General features: G+C 69.7%; 11 protein-coding genes. 7 read left to right on the top strand and 4 right to left on the bottom strand.

What is annotated here, in order from left to right:
• Positions 1-29 precede the first annotated feature (29 nt).
• The gene (locus KGD87_RS00390; protein WP_284665608.1) at positions 30-1,070 is read left to right on the top strand and encodes a phosphagen kinase; all 1,041 of its coding nucleotides are present in this window, start codon (positions 30-32) and stop codon (positions 1,068-1,070) included.
• 119 nt (positions 1,071-1,189) lie between these two features.
• Positions 1,190-1,633: a methyltransferase family protein gene (locus KGD87_RS00385; RefSeq protein ID WP_284665607.1), complete on the top strand. Its 444-nt coding sequence runs from the start codon at positions 1,190-1,192 to the stop codon at positions 1,631-1,633.
• A gap of 38 nt (positions 1,634-1,671) precedes the next feature.
• Here the strand turns inward: KGD87_RS00385 and KGD87_RS00380 are convergent, their stop codons facing one another.
• On the bottom strand, positions 1,672-2,976 hold the full coding sequence (locus KGD87_RS00380; protein WP_284665606.1) for a hypothetical protein: 1,305 nt from the start codon (positions 2,974-2,976) through the stop codon (positions 1,672-1,674).
• Between the two features lie 255 nt (positions 2,977-3,231).
• Between KGD87_RS00380 and KGD87_RS00375 the strand changes: the two genes are divergently transcribed.
• A complete protein-coding gene (locus KGD87_RS00375) occupies positions 3,232-3,708 on the top strand; it encodes a hypothetical protein (RefSeq protein ID WP_284665605.1) in 477 nt (158 codons plus the stop codon).
• A gap of 53 nt (positions 3,709-3,761) precedes the next feature.
• Here KGD87_RS00375 and KGD87_RS00370 read toward each other — a convergent pair whose 3' ends face one another.
• On the bottom strand, positions 3,762-5,567 hold the full coding sequence (locus tag KGD87_RS00370) for a WD40 repeat domain-containing protein (protein ID WP_284665604.1): 1,806 nt from the start codon (positions 5,565-5,567) through the stop codon (positions 3,762-3,764).
• Between the two features lie 501 nt (positions 5,568-6,068).
• Here KGD87_RS00370 and KGD87_RS00365 point away from each other — a divergent pair.
• The 4 genes from KGD87_RS00365 to KGD87_RS00350 all read left to right on the top strand — a co-directional run bounded on the left by KGD87_RS00365 (position 6,069) and on the right by KGD87_RS00350 (position 12,189).
• Positions 6,069-7,424 carry an FAD-binding oxidoreductase gene (locus KGD87_RS00365; RefSeq protein ID WP_284665603.1) on the top strand — a complete coding sequence of 452 codons (1,356 nt, stop codon included), beginning with the start codon at positions 6,069-6,071 and terminating at the stop codon, positions 7,422-7,424.
• A 101-nt stretch (positions 7,425-7,525) separates the two neighbouring features.
• Positions 7,526-8,710, top strand: a complete 1,185-nt coding sequence (locus tag KGD87_RS00360) for a class I SAM-dependent methyltransferase (protein ID WP_284665602.1) — start codon at positions 7,526-7,528, stop codon at positions 8,708-8,710.
• Positions 8,711-8,857: 147 nt separating this feature from the next.
• Positions 8,858-11,032 (top strand): methyl-accepting chemotaxis protein, encoded by a 2,175-nt coding sequence (locus KGD87_RS00355; RefSeq protein WP_502888053.1) that lies wholly within the window; start codon positions 8,858-8,860, stop codon positions 11,030-11,032.
• 329 nt (positions 11,033-11,361) lie between these two features.
• Positions 11,362-12,189 carry a hypothetical protein gene (locus KGD87_RS00350; protein WP_284665600.1) on the top strand — a complete coding sequence of 276 codons (828 nt, stop codon included), beginning with the start codon at positions 11,362-11,364 and terminating at the stop codon, positions 12,187-12,189.
• Between the two features lie 180 nt (positions 12,190-12,369).
• Here KGD87_RS00350 and KGD87_RS00345 read toward each other — a convergent pair whose 3' ends face one another.
• Positions 12,370-14,775: a helicase-related protein gene (locus tag KGD87_RS00345; RefSeq protein ID WP_284665599.1), complete on the bottom strand. Its 2,406-nt coding sequence runs from the start codon at positions 14,773-14,775 to the stop codon at positions 12,370-12,372.
• Between the two features lie 69 nt (positions 14,776-14,844).
• Positions 14,845-15,822: an NADP-dependent oxidoreductase gene (locus KGD87_RS00340; protein WP_284665598.1), complete on the bottom strand. Its 978-nt coding sequence runs from the start codon at positions 15,820-15,822 to the stop codon at positions 14,845-14,847.
• Positions 15,823-16,045 lie beyond the last annotated feature (223 nt).

The raw sequence follows: 16,045 nt of genomic DNA, 5'->3' as shown, positions 1-16,045 counted from the left end.
GGCATGTGTCGTGCTCAAGCCACGGAGCGATGCTGCTCCACAAGCACCTCACTCCCGAGCTGAAGTCCCGGCTCGGACGGCTGACGACAGGCAACGGATGGACGCTCCGGAAGGCCATCCAGAGCGGCCTGGACCACGAGGACTCCCAGGTGGGGGTCTACGCGGGTGACAGCGAGTCCTACGCGCTCTTCTCCCCGCTGCTGCATCCCATCATCCAGGACCACTGTGGCCATGACCTGAGCGGACACACGAGTGACTTCTCACTCGACGGGCTGCCTCAGGATGACCTGGACCCCACGGGCGAGTTCATCCTCTCCACGCGGGTCCGCGTCGGACGGAACCTGGCCCGGTACGCCTTTCCTCCAGCCATTGGCACCAGGGACAGGGCCGCACTGGAAGCCGAGGTCGTCCAGGTCCTCTCCGGCCTGCGGGGCCACCTCGCGGGCGACTACCATCCCCTGGCCAGCCTCTCCGAGGCGGAGCGGCGGGAGCTGGTGCACCACCACGTCCTGTTCCAGCAGTCGGACCGCTTCCTGGACAGCGCGGGCGTCAACCGCGACTGGCCGCGCAACCGCGGCATCTTCCACTCCGCGGACCTGCGCTTCATCGTCTGGGTCGGGGAGGAAGACGCCCTGCGCATCATCAGTATGCAGCCCGGCGCGAGGCTGGCGCAGACCTTCCTGCGGCTCCAGACGGCGCTCGAGCAGCTCGACGGGCAGCTCGACTTCGCGCGGGACTCACGGCTGGGCTTCCTCACGGCGTGCCCCACCAACCTGGGCACCGCCATGCGCGCCTCCGTCCTCATCCGCCTGCCCCGCCTGTCACGTCGGCCGGACTTCCGCGCGCGGTGCGCCCGCCTGGGGCTCGCGGTGCGGGGCCTGCACGGCGAACACTCCGAAGCGCATGAAGGCATCCATGACGTCTCCAACGTCGTCCGGCTGGGCGTCACCGAGCGGGACATCTACCAGCGGCTTCGGACGGGCCTCCGCGCGCTCATGGCGCTGGAGTCCGCGGAACGTAAGCGCGGACACCCGGGCGCGGCGTCCGGCGAGCCGCCGCCTCCAGGATGACGTCGACCATGTGCTTGGAGCGCCCCTGTCGAGGCTCCTTCCGAGGAGACTCGGGACCCTTGGCGGGCTGGCGAGAACGCGCGTTTCGAGCGGCAACCGCGGTTTCTACATTGCGAGGCATGCAAAGACTCCTTCCGCCGCGTCTCGCGCTCATCCTGTCTGCATTGATGGCCGCCTTCGACAGCTTTCTTCCCGGCCCCGAGCTGGTGCCTCCCGCATATCAAAGGCTGGGCCTGCCATTGGTCGTCCTGGGCCTCGGCGTCGCCGTGGCCGCACGGGCCCAGTTCGCACGCGCACGCACCAACATCTACACCTTCAGCCAGCCCGACCACCTGGTCACGGATGGACTGTTCCGCTTCACGCGAAACCCCATGTACCTGGGCTTCTGCCTGGCGCTGACGGGCCTCGCCGTCTTCCTGGGCTCTCTCGCGCCGGTACTGTGCGCGGTGGCCTATCTCGTCATCTCCGACCGCTGGTACATCGCGTTCGAGGAGGAGATGATGCGGGCCCGGTTCGGAGAGGCCTACCAGCGCTATGCGCGGCACACCCGCCGGTGGCTTTGACCCGCTCCCCGCTGAGCCCCGACGCCCTCCCGTGACGGTCAGCGAGGGGCGACGATGTAGCGGCCGAGCCGTGACACGGAGGCGCTGACGGTGTTCGCCTCCGTGTCCACCAGCGCCCCGGGAACCGCCTGCGCGGCGGCGTCCTCGGGCTTCCAGTAGAGCGTGAGGGAGGCTTCGTCTCCCCCCGCCGGGATGAGGGCCGGCTCGTAGCGAATCGTCAGCCGCGCGGGCCGCTGGAGCAGGAAGCCGCTGGGCAAGAAGGCGTAGTTGTTGGCTGATTGGAAGTCGTTCCACGCCGCCGGCACCACCATGCCGGAGCGCCAGCTTCCTGGCTCCACCTGAAGCGCCTCGGTCACCGCTCCCGCGGGAAGGCTCCACTGCACCCGGCCGCCATACAGCGACACGGTGCCGCCTGGGGGCATGAAGCGCGAGGAGTCTCCACACTGGTTCGGCAGCAGCTCTCCGGCACTGGCCAGTGCCTCGAAGGTGTCCGAGCCCGCCAGCGCATCCAGGATGCGCCGGTACTGGTACACGGACGTCGTCTTCGGCACGCCTTCGAAGAGCACCTCCACGCCCTGGCCGCTGGCCCAGAGCGCGTCGATGCGGCGCACGCTCTCCGCCAACTGCGGGTAGTCCAGCCCGTTCCGTTGACAGAGATTCCAGGCGGTGGGCGCATGAAGCGCGTTCACCGAATCACACAGGGACTCCGCCTGCCCGCCGACACGGTACGAGATGGCGCGGACGAACCACTCGTGTGACAACTCCTGGCGCAGGAAGAACACGACGTGTGCGTACTCATGGGCGAGCAGCACCTGGCTGTCGCGAGCCAGCGCGGCCTCCACCGTGAGCGGGCGCGGGACCTGAGGCGGAGGCGCCCGCGAGGCCTCCCAATCCCACAGACAGACATTCGACCCGGGCCCTGGCGCCAGGCCCGTGCGGTTCATGAACGCGGCGCCCGCCAACGTGCCAGGCGTCCCGCAGACACTGTCCGACGCCAAGTGGAGGTCCACGGGAGTCATGAGCGGCAGCACGTCCACGCCCGTGAGCGACAGCAGCTCGTCCTTCACGGCCAGGAAGCCCGCGTAGCGCGCGAAGATGTACGTCTCCTCCAGCGGGCAAGGCTGCTCACAGACGATGCGGAAGGTGTCTCCCGGGCGCTGATAGGCCGCATAGGGCCGGCCGCCGAGCGTCACGTCCTCGCGGGGCACCGCGAGCACCTCGATGGGCGGCGTCCCAGCGTCCACGCCCGCATCCGAGGCAGGCCCGCCCGCATCCGGACCGCCACCCGGAGGCGCGGTGCCCTCATCACCACAGGCCAGGACCAGCAGGAGTGCGGTCAGCACGCCACAACGCGCCAGGGTGGATGGTGCGAATCGAGACATGTGGGCACGCCCTCTGGAATGAACCTCCTCCGCGAGGAGGATGTTTCAGATGTGACACCCGACAATCGGAAGCACGGCGAACCATGCGCTGGGCACATGACGTGTGTCCAGGCCTGCCATCATGGTAGAGACAGGAGTCGTCGGATTCACCCCCAACCCAGAGTAACCACCATGACCTTTTTCTCGCGAAAAGTGCTCGCCCTCCTTGTGTTCTTCATGTCCTCGACCGCGCTCGCCGCTGAGACGTGGGTCCAGGGCCGCGCCGTGCTCCACGCCTGTGTCTATGCCAGCTCCTACGAGGCCCAGCTCGAGCTGAACTACCGGAACTACGCCCTGCCCTGGGGCACCTCCGTCTATCTCATCCACGGCTGGGGGGGCCTCGACAGCTTCGTCCCGTTCGACTGGGAGAACACGCAGACCCTCGAAGTCTCCGCGTCCGCGCCGTACACGTGGAGCACCACGGTGACGAGCATCATCTCCAACCGCACGTCGCCCAAGTGGTACGAGCACTTCGACTTCGTCTGGAAGGTCGTGCTCCCCAACGGCCACGAGTTCTACGAGAAGGGCAACGGCTCCACCTGGGGTTACTACGCCGCCAGCCTGCTGGACATCACGGAGCGCCCCTGCACGTCGGACGGCAACTTCGTGGGCCCCTTCTACCCGCTGTCTGTCACCTCCATCGAGAAGTGGTAGCCATTCCGTGACGCTTCAGCGGCGGGGGCGCCAAATCCAGACGCCCCGCCGCGTCAGTGGAGGGTGAACACGCGCCGCGAGTCATCCCAGGACATTCCATGTCGCCGCAGCACCCGCGCCAGGTCCAGCTCCACGGGCGGCGGGTGGGCGAAGTCCTCGAAGCGCAACAGGTGGAACGTCCGGTCGGAGGCCGCCGCCGCCAGCCACGCTCCGTCGGAAGTGAAGGCCACGGCGGAGACGAACCCCTGCTGCCCAGATACCTCCCCCATGAGGGCCCCGTCAGGAAGCCGCCAGATTTTCACCTCGCCCCCCATTCCGCCGGACGCCACGAGCGCCCCCTGGGGCGCCACCGCGAGCGACAAGACGCCCACCGTGCGCACATCCATCGACGTCCGCACGCGGCCGTCCTCCGGATTCCAGAGCCGGATGGGCTGACGCATTCCCGCGGTCAGCAGCTCCCCGGACGCCAGGAACGCGACGGCGCGGACCCTGTCGCCCGCCTCCAGGACGCGCGACACCGCGCCCCGCGCCACGTCCCAGACCCGCACCGTGTGGTCCGCTGAGCCGGAAGCCAGCCTTTGCCCCGTGGCATCGAACGCCAATGCCCACGGCTTCCCGGTGTGCCCTGTCAGCCGGGCCACCTGGGTCGCGGAGGGGACAGCCCAAAGCACGACGTCCCGCGCCACCCCGGCCGCGAGCAACCGCCGGTCCGCGCTCACGGCCACGGCCCCCACCGCGTCAGGTGCCTCCAGGCGGGAGTGGAGCTCGCCGCTGGACGACACCGACCAGCTCCGCAGGCCGTCCTCCCCACCCGACACGAAAGCACCTGGCCCCACGGAGGCCAGCACCTCAGGCCAGACGGGCAGCTCCCGCAGCAGGACATCCGGAGGTCGCTCGGGCCGGGACCAGACCTTGAGCACGCCGTCCATGCCACCAGAAGCGAACGTGCGTCCGTCCGGGGACAGGGCCACGGCCATCACGAAGGTCCGGTGCGCATCCAATCGCTCCAGGACCTCGCCACCGCCGCGCACGTCCACACGCTGCACGCGTCCCTCCCAGCCCGCCTGCACGAGCTGCCGGAAACCGGCGTCGATGGCCACGGCCGAAAGCGCCCCCGTGTTGCGCTGCACGTCGAGCAGCGCGCCGGTCCGGGCATCCCAGAAACGAATGGCCCGGTCCGCGGACGCGGTCATCACCCGCTCGCCATCCGCGGAGAACGCGCAGGACGCCACCACGTCCCCGTGCCCCGTCAGCCGGTGCAGCTCGCGCCGCGCCGTCAGGTCCCACACCCGCGCGGTCCGGTCCGTGCTTGACGACACGAGCCGTGCTCCGTCGGGGGAGAAGGCCACCGCGATGACGATGTCGTCATGCGTGAACCGGAGCACCTCCGCGCCGTCACGGAGACGCCAGACACGAACCGTCTGGTCCAGGCCACCACTCGCCAGCCATTCACCCTCCGGGGAGAAGGCCAGGCCCCGCACGACATCCGTGTGCCCGGACAGCAAGGCCACCCTGCGGCCCTGCTTCCAGTCCCAGAGCCAGAGCGCGCCGGGCCTGCCAGCGGCGGCCAGCCAGCGACCATCCGGCGAGAACGCGAGGGCATGGAGCTCGGCGTCGTGGCCCTTCAGCTCCGCCACCTGCGCTCCGGCCTCCACGTCCCAGACGCGCACGACCGCGTCATACCCTCCCGACGCCAGCAGCCTGCCGTCGGGCGAGAAGGCCAGCGCCAGCACCGAACCCTCGAACTGCTTCGCCCACTCGAGCAACGAGGCGCGCTTCTCCGCCCACACCTGGCCCCAGCGCGCCGTGGGTGAGTCCTCCGTCTCGCGGCCGCGAAGTAGCCGGCCGCCAGGGCCCATTGCTTCGTCTCGGTGGCCGCGTCACCGCGGGCCCGGAAGAGTTCGGACCGCCCGTCTCGCACCACCGCGGCCTCCGGCGAGGACCGCCGCCCCGCGCAGGACACCGTGAGCAGGACCAGGACCCACCACCACGAACGCAGGCGCATTCCGGATTCATCACCCGGGACACGGCCCCGGCACAATCCCCTTCGCCCAGCGCATGAGCCCGTGGCGGAACCGACACTGCGCATTGTCAGCCCCCTCTCCCCTATCAGGCCTGCCAGGCGCCACGTCCGCGCCCATCCGCCAACGCGTGCCTGGGCGCCCCCTCCCGCCCCCCTGCTGTGAGCGCTCCTCCGCGCTCGCCAGGCGTCCCTAGCTTGGCTGTAGGGGGCCTTTCCCATCACCGGCCCCACGGAGGAGAAAGCCATGCCCCTGGACCCTCGAAGTGAGTCTGCGCGAACAGGCGAAGGACGACCGCCCGGGCTGCCCCCAGGCCGGGTCGAGCAGCTACGGGCCCGCTTGCGCGGCCGGCTCGTGCGCCCCGAGGACGCGGACTACGAGGAGTGCTGCCGCGTCTACAACGCCATGATTCACAAGCGGCCGGCGCTGATTGCCCGGTGCGCCGACGTGGCGGACGTCCTCGCGGCGGTGGAGTTCGCGCGCGAGCAGGGCCTCATGCTCGCGGTCCGCGGGGGTGGGCACAACGGTGCCGGCCTGGGCACCTGCGACGGGGGGCTCGTCGTCGACCTGTCGCTCATGCGCGGCGTCCGGGTCGCCCCCGAATCGGGCACCGTGCGTGTGGCGGGAGGAAGCGTCTGGGGCGAGGTGGACCATGCCACGCACGCCCTCGGGCTCGCCGTTCCCTCGGGAATCATCTCCACCACGGGCGTGGGCGGCCTCACCCTGGGGGGCGGCCTGGGCCACCTCACGCGCCGCTACGGCCTCACCATCGACAGCCTGCTCGCCGTGGACATGGTGCTGGCGGACGGGCGCTTCGTCACCGCGAACGCCGCGCAGCACCCGGACCTGTTCTGGGCCGTGCGCGGCGGCGGCGGCAACTTCGGCGTCGTCACGTCCTTCCTCTTCCAGGCCCACCCGGTGGACACCCTCCTGGGAGGCCCGACGCTCTGGCCCCTGGAGCGCGCCGAGGAGGTGATGCGGTGGTACCGCGAGTTCATCGCCACCGCGCCCGAGACACTCACCGGCTTCTTCGCCTTCATGGTCGTCCCGCCCGCGGCGCCCTTCCCGCCCCACCTGCACTTGCAGAAGATGTGCGCGGTGGTGTGGTGCTACACCGGAGACCCGGCCCAGGCCGACGCGCTCTTCAAGCCCGTGCGCACCATGGGCCCCGCGCTCGACGGCGTGCAGACCCTGCCCTACCCCGCGCTGCAGAGCATGTTCGATGCACTCTATCCGCCGGGCCTCCAGTGGTACTGGCGCGCGGACTTCGTGCGGGAGCTGGGGGACGAAGCCATCTCCCGGCACGTGGCGTTCGCCCACCGCCTGCCCACGATGCACTCCACCATGCACCTCTATCCCATCGACGGAGCGGCGCACCGGGTGGCGCCAGGCGACACCGCCTTCAGCTTCCGGGACGCGCGGTGGGCGGAGGTCATCGTCGGAGTGGACCCCTCTCCCGCCAAGGCCGGGGACATCACCTCCTGGACGAAGGACTATTGGGAAGCCCTGCATCCCTACTCCGCGGGCGGCGCCTACGTGAACTTCCTCATGGACGAGGGCCAGGAACGCGTCCAGGCGACGTACCAGGACAACTACGCCAGGCTGGTGGAGGTGAAGGACCGCTACGACCCGGACAACCTTTTCCGCGTGAACCAGAACATCCGCCCCAGCAGCGGCGCGCCGGTTCGCCATTAAGCCACCATTCCCTCGCGCCCTTGCTCGCCCGGAGCGGCCTCGGTTGGTACCTTCCGTGCCCGCAGGTTCGCTCCCCCCCCCAATCGCGAGGAGAATGAGGCATGGCAACGGGCTTCGAGGCTTACAGGATGGAGGACCCCACGCTCCTGGCGGGCGTGAAAGAGGCCCTGCTGCAATCCTACTTCGCGGACTTCGACCAGGGCTTTCTCAAGACGCCGGCGGGGCAATCGGACGTCGCGGACCACGTGGATGGCCGGTACAACCGGTGCGTTGACCACGTGCTGCCCTGGCTCGCGAGGTACGCGCAGTTGGGCAAGGCGGACATCGTCGAGCTGGGCTGCGGCACGGGCTCCAGCACCGCGGCCTTCGCCCAGGTCGCCCGCCATGTCACGGGGTACGACATCCACACGCCCTCCGTGCGCGCGGCCGAAAGCCGCATGAAGGCCCTGGGATTGCGCAACGTCGCCATGAGCGTCGTGGAGCCCGCGCGGTTGCTGGAGACCCTGAAGCAGGAGAATCCCAACGGCGCTGACGTCTTCGTGCTGTACGCGGTGCTCGAACATCAGACGCCCGCCGAGCGCCTGGAGACGCTCCGCACCGGATGGGAGTTGCTGCGGCCGGGAGGACTGCTCGTCGTCGTGGATACGCCCAACCGGCTCGTGTACTTCGACGCGCACACGTCCCTGATGCCGTTCTTCCACTTCCTGCCGCCGGAGCTCGGGTGGCCGTACGCCTCGCGCTCCCCTCGTGAGAACTTCCGCGAGGCCATGGCGCAGGTGTCCGCCGAAGACGCCCCCATGCTGCTGACCCGATGGGGCCTGGGCGTCAGCCACCATGAGCTCGAGCTGGCGCTGGGGGACATCGACCCCGTGCTGGTGGGGACGGGCTTCGAGCCGGAGGTGCTCGACATGTTCCCCGTCACACTCGACGAAGAGCTGCTGCGTTTGTACGTGGAGAGGAGCGGCGCTCGCGTGCCCCTGGCGTTCACCCGGAACACGCTCAACTTCGTCCTGCGCAAGGGCGACAACGCCGACCTCATCGCCCGCCGACCTTCGCCGCCTCCGGTGCGACACCTCGTCAACGAGACGTCACACCCAGTCCAGGCGCAACGCCTCCACGAACTGGAACAGCGCGTCCGGGAGCTGGAAGAGCACATCGCCACCCCGCCCCTGCGGCACCAGCTCGCCGATAAGCTCAACGGCGCCTTCAAACAGACGGCCCTTCACCGTCAGGCCCGGAAGCTCGTCGAATGGTCGGTGGGCCGCGTCAAGCGCGGCTCGCGCTGAGTCCTGGCGACGAAGCCCGTGAAACATAAAATCCGGTTAATCCCCACCCAGGAATCACCGGCTGTCGATGAAACATACAGGCGGAGGTCGAGCGGCCGAGCGGGGTGAAGCAGACCCATTTTACAAGAGCGTCTCTCGCGTCCGAGGATTGACGCATCCATGCGTCACCTCCGCACTCCGACTCACGCGCCGGCGCTTCACGCCTCCCCCGGTGTTTCACCTGTCTCACCTGCCGGCGCACGCCTGTCTTCACGAAACACGTCGTGGTGCTGGGTGCTGCCGTTCCTCCTGATACTCTCCACCTCCGCGTGGGCGGACACAGGGCGGCCCAGCGTCGACTTGAATGAGGGCTGGCGGTACCGCTGGGGAGACTCCCCGCCGGGCCCCGCCGAAGTGCCAGCCTGGGCCCTGGAGTCAGGGGATGAGCAGGCGTGGAAGCCCGTGGCGGCCCTCCGCGAGCCGCCGGGCCGGGGAGCGCACACCTTCCTTTGGCTGAGCATCCCCATCCCCCAGGAGCAGTGGCTGGAGCCCGCGCTCTACCTGGGCACGGTGGCCAATGCCTTCGAAGTCTACGCCAACGGCCAGCGCGTCTACACGAGCGGGCGGCTGAATCCCTCGGGCACGGAGGAGACAGACAACCTCGCGTGGCGGCTCATTCCCCTGCCACCCACGGTGGAGGGCACGCGCCTGCTGCTGCGAATCCAGAGCAGCGGCCCCATCATCGGCGTGGGCGGCGCGGCCCGGGTGGGGGCGCACCATCAACTGCTCGCGACGGTGACGCGCACGGGGCTGGCGCCCTTTTTCATGGGCCTGCTGCTGTTCATCATCGCCGGTGCCGCCGCCGTGGGCGCCCTGGCGCGGCGCCAGACGCAGATGCTCCTGCCGCTCATGCTCTTCGCCAGCGGCTCAGCGGCCATGATGCTGGGCACGAGCGGCCTGATTCCCGCGCTCTGGGGCGGCTATCTGCTGGGAAGCCAGCTCACGCTGGTGGGCTCGTACTGCATCCTGCCCGCGCTCGCCTGGTTCATCTCCGACAGCGTCCTGGAGAACCGGATGCGCTGGTTTCGATGGAGCGCCTGGGCCACCTGCGTACCGGCCGCCGTTCAGGCCATCATCGCGATGACCGACCTGGGCACGGCGCAGCGGTACCTCGGCCCCTTCGTCGCCTACTCGGTGCCCTGCCTGCTCGCGTGCGTCATCATCGCGGGTATCTCGGCGTGGCGAGGCAACCCCGACGCGCGAATCTTCTCCATGGGCCTGGCCGTGTTCTTCGGTGTCGTCCTCCACACCACGCTGCCGGTGTTCGGCCTGGTGGAGTCCACGGACTCGCTCATGCACTGGGGCTTCCTGGCGCTCACGCTTTCGCTGGTGGGCATCGTCGTCCGCCGCACGGCGTTGATGGTGCGCGCGCTCGAGTCGCACACGCGTCAACTCGAGGAGCGGCGTCATGAGGTGAAGCGGCTCGCCCAGGACATGGGGAGCGGCGCCGGCGAGCTGGCCACGGTGGCGCAACAGCTGCGCACGTCCAGCGAGGTGCAGACGGCGGGTGTCAGCCGGCAGGCCGCGGCGCTCCGGGAGGCGGAGCAGACGGTCCAGGAAATCCGGCAGGGTTCCCTGGTGACGGCGGACAAGGCGCGGCTGCTCGCGAGCTCCATTGAAACCGCCGAGGAGGCGGGGCGCGATGGCGGCGCGGCCATCGCCCGCACGTTGACCAACCTGGAAGCCATCCGTCAGGAGGTCTCCGAGATGGCGAGCAGCATCCTCGCGCTGGACACGCGCACCCGTGAAATCTCCAGCATCGTGGACACCGTGAAGGGCCTGGCGGACCAATCCAACATGCTGGCCATCAACGCCGCCATCGAGGCCGCGCGCAGCGGGGAGCACGGCCGGGGCTTTGGCGTCGTGTCGCGCGAGGTCCGCAGCCTCGCCGACCAGTCCATCCTGGCGACCCACCGCATCCGCGAGGTGCTCGACGGCGTGAGCCTGAGCATGCGGGAGACCGCGAAGATGAGTGAGCAGGGAGAGCAGCGCGTGAAGGCGAGCCTGGACGCGGTGCGCGTCTCCGGCGCCCAGCTCCAGCGGCTCACGGCCATCATCGACGACACCGGCACCAGCGTGCGGCAGATCTCCGCGGCGGTGGCGCAGCAGGACGCGGGCACCTCCCAGATTGCCCAGGCCATCCAGGAGCTGTCCGCGCAGATGCAACATACGCTGCGCACCGTCGAGGAGACGCAGAAGGTGTCGGGCTCGGTGCAGACGCTCGCGGAGAACATGGCGGGCACGGCTCGCATCGCGCTCCAGACGGGCACGCTCGATGACTGAGCATGCCCTCTAGCGCGCCATGCCCCGGCGGCAAGCCGTTGTCGCGTGCAACGGAACACGCTCGCCTCCGACTTCAGCGGGCGCAGAGGGTAGGCCCGGGGCCCGAGCCCCTGCCTGACCCACCCAGCGCATGAAGCGGCGCATCCCGGAATACCGGCTCCGGCTTGCCGGGCATTGAAGCGTCCTGCGCACGGACGCGTGGAGCCCTCCTGTCAATGGCAGCCCCTCCGCCGTGCCCTCACCCTGGCCTCGCGTCAAAGGGGAGGCAGCTCATGAAGGGTTGGCGGCTGGGTTGTGCAGCACTCGCGGCGTGGTGGTTGGTTGGGTGCATGGGAGGACCCGGCGAGCAGGCAGACAGCTTCGGGGAGCAGGAGGAGTCGGAGTCTGCCGAACAGGACAGCGTCGAAGCGCAGTGGAAGGACACGGAGAAGAAAGTCTATTCAGAGAACTTCGGAAGAGGCGCGGGCCCCGAGTGGAGCCACCGCACCGTGTCCCGGACGCCGAAGGGAGAACGAAAGTTCCTGGGGCCCTTCAGCGAGCAGGAAGTCACGCTCAGCCTGGCCGACCTGCCAGACCATGACGAGGTCGAGGTCCAGTTGGAGCTGTTCGTCCTCAATTCGTGGGACGGTAACGACACGACGAAGGGGCCGGACCGCTGGGTCGCGAGCGTGGACGACGGTCCCGTCCTGCTGGATGCCACCTTCTCCAATGACGACGCGCCGTTCGACGCACGCTACGAGCAGTCGTACCCGAAGCCCTACCTCCAAGGCAGCCACCCGGGCCTCACCGGCGCCGCGAAGAAGGGCAAGCTCGGGTACCGGGACGAGTCCGGCTACGGCAGCCGTGGGGACGCCATCTATCCCCTGTCCTTCACCTTCAGGCACACCGGAGACCGGCTGACACTCCGCTTCGCGGACCCGCCTCGAGGCGAGGCCAACGAGCAGTGGGGCCTGGATTCGGTGAAGGTGAAGGTCCGGAAGAAGAAGGTGGGCGACCTGCTGGTCAGCAACAACGTGGACAGCAGCGTGCTGCGCTACGACGGGATGACGGGGAACTTCATTGACGTCTTCGTGCCGGCTGGAAGCGGCGCCAATGCGGCCACCCTGACGTTCATGCCCTCGAAGCGAAAGAAGCCGCATGAATACGAAGCGGACTGAGCGCCGCCGTCCCGTCAATCCCTGAGCAAGGCCTCGCCTCCGCTCCCGGATGAGCGCCACCAGCGCTCGAAGGCTGGCGGGGGCGCGCCGCTTCGTGGGGCAGGCCTGATGCGTTCTCGGGTGTTTGCGATTCCGTGAGGAGCCCTCATGTTCGACGAAATCGCGGCCGGCGCCAGCCCCTCATGATTCCGAGGGGCCGTCCCGAAACTCCGGCGCCTTCCGATGCGCGCCGCTCTTGCCAGCCGCGGGCGCGGGGCCGCCACGTCGACGACGGCGGCGCCGCGGCGGAGGGTTTCCAGTGGCGCCTCCCAGCTCGCGCAGCACCCGCGCCCGGACTCCCCCCTCCAGGCGGAGTTCCTGCATGAGCGCCTGCACCTGCCGGCCCCCGTGCGGGTGGCGCAGGGCCTCGCACAGCCGCTCGACGATGTCGATGCGCAGGGCCACGCTCCCGAGCACCTCGTACCCGTAGGCCCGTGCGTCCCGGCGGTCCAGCTCGGAGAGCGGAAGCACGGGCGCTCGTGGCACCCCGGCGGGACCTGGCCGCTGGAGGAACAACGACGTCAGCATGCAGCGCCGCTCCAGCGCATGCGGGGCGAGGGCCTCGGCGACGTAGACGAAGCGGTGTCCCTCGCAGACGCCTTGCACCGTCAGGCGCGCGCGGGCCTCCTCATCCAACAGCCGCCACTGCTCATGCGCCTCGCCCCGCGCAATCACGCCCAGGCCCTCGGACAGGCGGTACGCGAGCCCACGCGCCGCCGCGTTGCGCCCCGCCCCGGAGAAGGACTCGGCGGGAAAGCCGCCCATGGCCTCGGTGACGAGGTCCCGCGCGAGCGCCAGCAGACGCCGCTCCAGGCGCTGCCGCGCGCCGCCCGTCCAGACCTCCGGCTCCGCCAGCGCCAGCAATGGGGAGCGACGGTCCGTCCCGCGAACGAGGCGCGCCAGGGGCTCGCCTTCGAAGGAGATGGCGCCCGTCGCATCCACCTGGAAGGCGTCATGGCCCGCGTCCACCACCCGCTGGACGAACTGCTCCTCCGTCATCGCGAAGCCCTCGGCGCCCGGCAGCGCCTCCAGCAGCTGCCCCAGCCTGGCGAAGGGGCTGGCCGCACCGGACGGAGGCCGCGCGGTGGCCTTCACGAAGCGACGTGTGCTGCGCCTCGCGGCACGCTGCACGAAGCGCTCGACGAGCCGCTCATGGAGCGCGTCCCCCAGCGCCTCCTCGATGCCGCGCGTCCGCTCCTGCCAGTGCTCCGCCTCGTGCAACCACCCCGGCCGATGGCTGATGTACGTCCAGATGCGGATGGCCGCCAGCCGGTCCATCAGCGTGTGGAGGTCTCCGGACACGTCGTCGAGCGGCGCCACCTGCCTGTTCAGCCAGACGGCGTCCAGCTTCCCGTCCCCCGCGGTGAGCTGCAGGAAGGTCTCACGCAGCAACGCGACATGCTGGCCGAAGAGCCCCTTGCGGAAGTCAGGTATCTGGCAGACCTGCCACAGCAGCTCCACCATGGCTGGCCCGGTGGCCACGTCCTGGATGGCCGGAACACGCGAGAGGTCCTTGAGCGCATCGAAGTCATCCGCGCGCTCCACCCGGATGAAGGCCGTGTGGCCCGGCGCGCGCGCCAAAGAATCCAGCAGGGCCTCCGGGCTCGAGAAGTCGAGCGCGGCGTTGCGCCAGATGAGGCTCCGGACCGCCGGGAAGCGGTGCGTCTCGATGGCGGAGACCACCCGCGGCGACAGCTCCGGCAGCGTGTTCAGCGTGCCGAAGCTCCCGTCGTTCAAGTGGCGTCCGGCGCGGCCCGCGATTTGCGCCAGCTCGTCCGGGTAGAGCTCGCGCTGGTCGGCGCCGTCGAACTTGGACAGCGCGGCGAAGGCCACGTGGTCGAGGTCCAGGTTCAGCCCCATGCCAATGGCATCCGTGGCCACCAGGTACTGCACCTCTCCGGACTGGTACATCGCCACCTGGGCGTTGCGCGTCCGGGGAGACAGCGCGCCCAGCACCACGGCCACGCCGCCCCGGAGGCGCCGGAGCGATTCTGCCAGCTCATAGACGCGGTCCGCGGAGAACGCGACCACCGCCGACCGTGGCGGGAGGCTCTTCAAGGAGCGATGCCCGGCATACCGAAGCTGCGACAGACGGGTGGCGCGCTTCACCGACGCATGGGGAATGAGCGTCTGGACCATGGGCCGCATCGTGTCCGCGCCCAGGAACCAGGTCTCCTTGCGTCCCCGGGCGTGGAGCAGCCGATCCGTGAAGACGTGCCCGCGCTCGCGGTGAGCGGCGAGCTGGATTTCATCCACCGCGAGGAAGTCGACGGGCCTGTCCGTCGGCATCGCCTCGACGGTGCAAATCCAGTAGTCGGGGCGCGGGGGCACGCGCTTCTCCTCCCCCGTCATCAGCGCCACGCGGCCCTCGCCCACCCGAGCAGTCACCCGGTCGTAGACCTCACGGGCGAGCAGGCGGAGCGGCAACCCCATGATGCCCGAGCCGTGTTCGAGCATGCGCTCGATGGCTCGGTGCGTCTTCCCTGTGTTCGTGGGCCCCAGCTCCGCCACGACGACGGGCGGCCGGCTGGACGGGCTGGAGTTCATCCACGGATTCTAACCTCTGCCGGGCCCCTCCGCCCGGCTCCCCAATGGGAGATTCCCGGAGCCGGCGGCTCAGTGAATGCGCAGGGCCAGCTTGCCCAGGTGGTGCTTGCTGGCGGCTTCGAGCGCGCGGCCCGCCTCGTCCAGCCGGTACACCTGGAAGACTTCGACATGGAAGGGCGCTGCTTCAATGAGCCGGTTGAGGCGCGTGAGGACCTCGGCGTTCGACTCGCCGTTGTAGGCCGTCAGCTTGACGCCTTCGGGGGCACGCGGCTCCGGCTCCACGCCATGCGGGTAGGCGATGTGGCCTCCCTTCTTCACGGCTTTCAGCGCCGGCTCCCGGCCCTCGCCGCCCGCGAGCACCAGCGCCGCGTCGAGCCCGTCCGGCGCGAAGTCCCGAATCACCTTCGCCACGTCCTCACCACCCCGCCCGTCCACCGCCTTCTCCGCGCCCAGGCGCTTCACCAACTCCACGCCGTCCGGCCCCGAGGCCACCGCCAAGACCCGCGCCCCCAGACGCCTGGCGAGCTGCACCGCCAGATGGCCCACGCCGCCGCTCGCGCCGTACACCAGCAGCGACATGCCCTGACGAACGTTCAGCGCGTCCTGCACGCCTTGAAGCGCGGTGATGCCGTCCGCCGCCAGGACGCCCGCCTGTTCCGCGCTCAACCCCTTGGGCACGAGCGCCGTGTTGTCGGCCTTCACCACCGCGTACTCGGCGAAGAACCCGCCCTTGTCGTTGAGGAAGCCGGAGCCGTACACCCGGTCGCCCACCTGACGGATTTTGACGCCCTCGCCCACCGCCACGATGGTGCCGGCCCCATCCGTCCCCAGCACGTAGGGGAAGGAGGACTTGCCGGGCTTGAGCGACTCCATCTCGCCCTCGCGCTCCGCGGCGTCCCAGCTGCCGACGCCCGCGGTCTCCACCTGGATGAGCACCTCCCCCGGGCCCACGGGTGGGACGGCCACCGTCTTCATGCCCAGCACCTCTGGCCCACCGAAGCGGTCGATGGCGGCGGCCTTCATCTGCGACGGAATGGATGTCTTCATGGCGGTTCCTCGCGGGCGGGGTGCGCACGCCCCGATAGGGTTCTTCCGGAGCGTGGGCATGCCTCCCGCAAAATGCAGAGGACACCCACGGCGCCGCGAGCCAGGGGCTGCCCGCATGCCCGCCACCACGGCGGCCCGTACCGGCGAGCGGCCGTGCGAGCGTGGCCGTGCGTCCTCACGGCCATCGAGGTCATCCGCTACTGGAGGGCGTGTCCCTCCGACG

Origin of the sequence: Myxococcus sp. SDU36 (assembly GCF_030168875.1) — a bacterium.
GTDB classification, from domain to species: domain Bacteria; phylum Myxococcota; class Myxococcia; order Myxococcales; family Myxococcaceae; genus Myxococcus; species Myxococcus vastator.
Note: the sequence above shows the minus strand (reverse complement) of the source record. Positions and strands in the feature narration are given on the sequence as shown.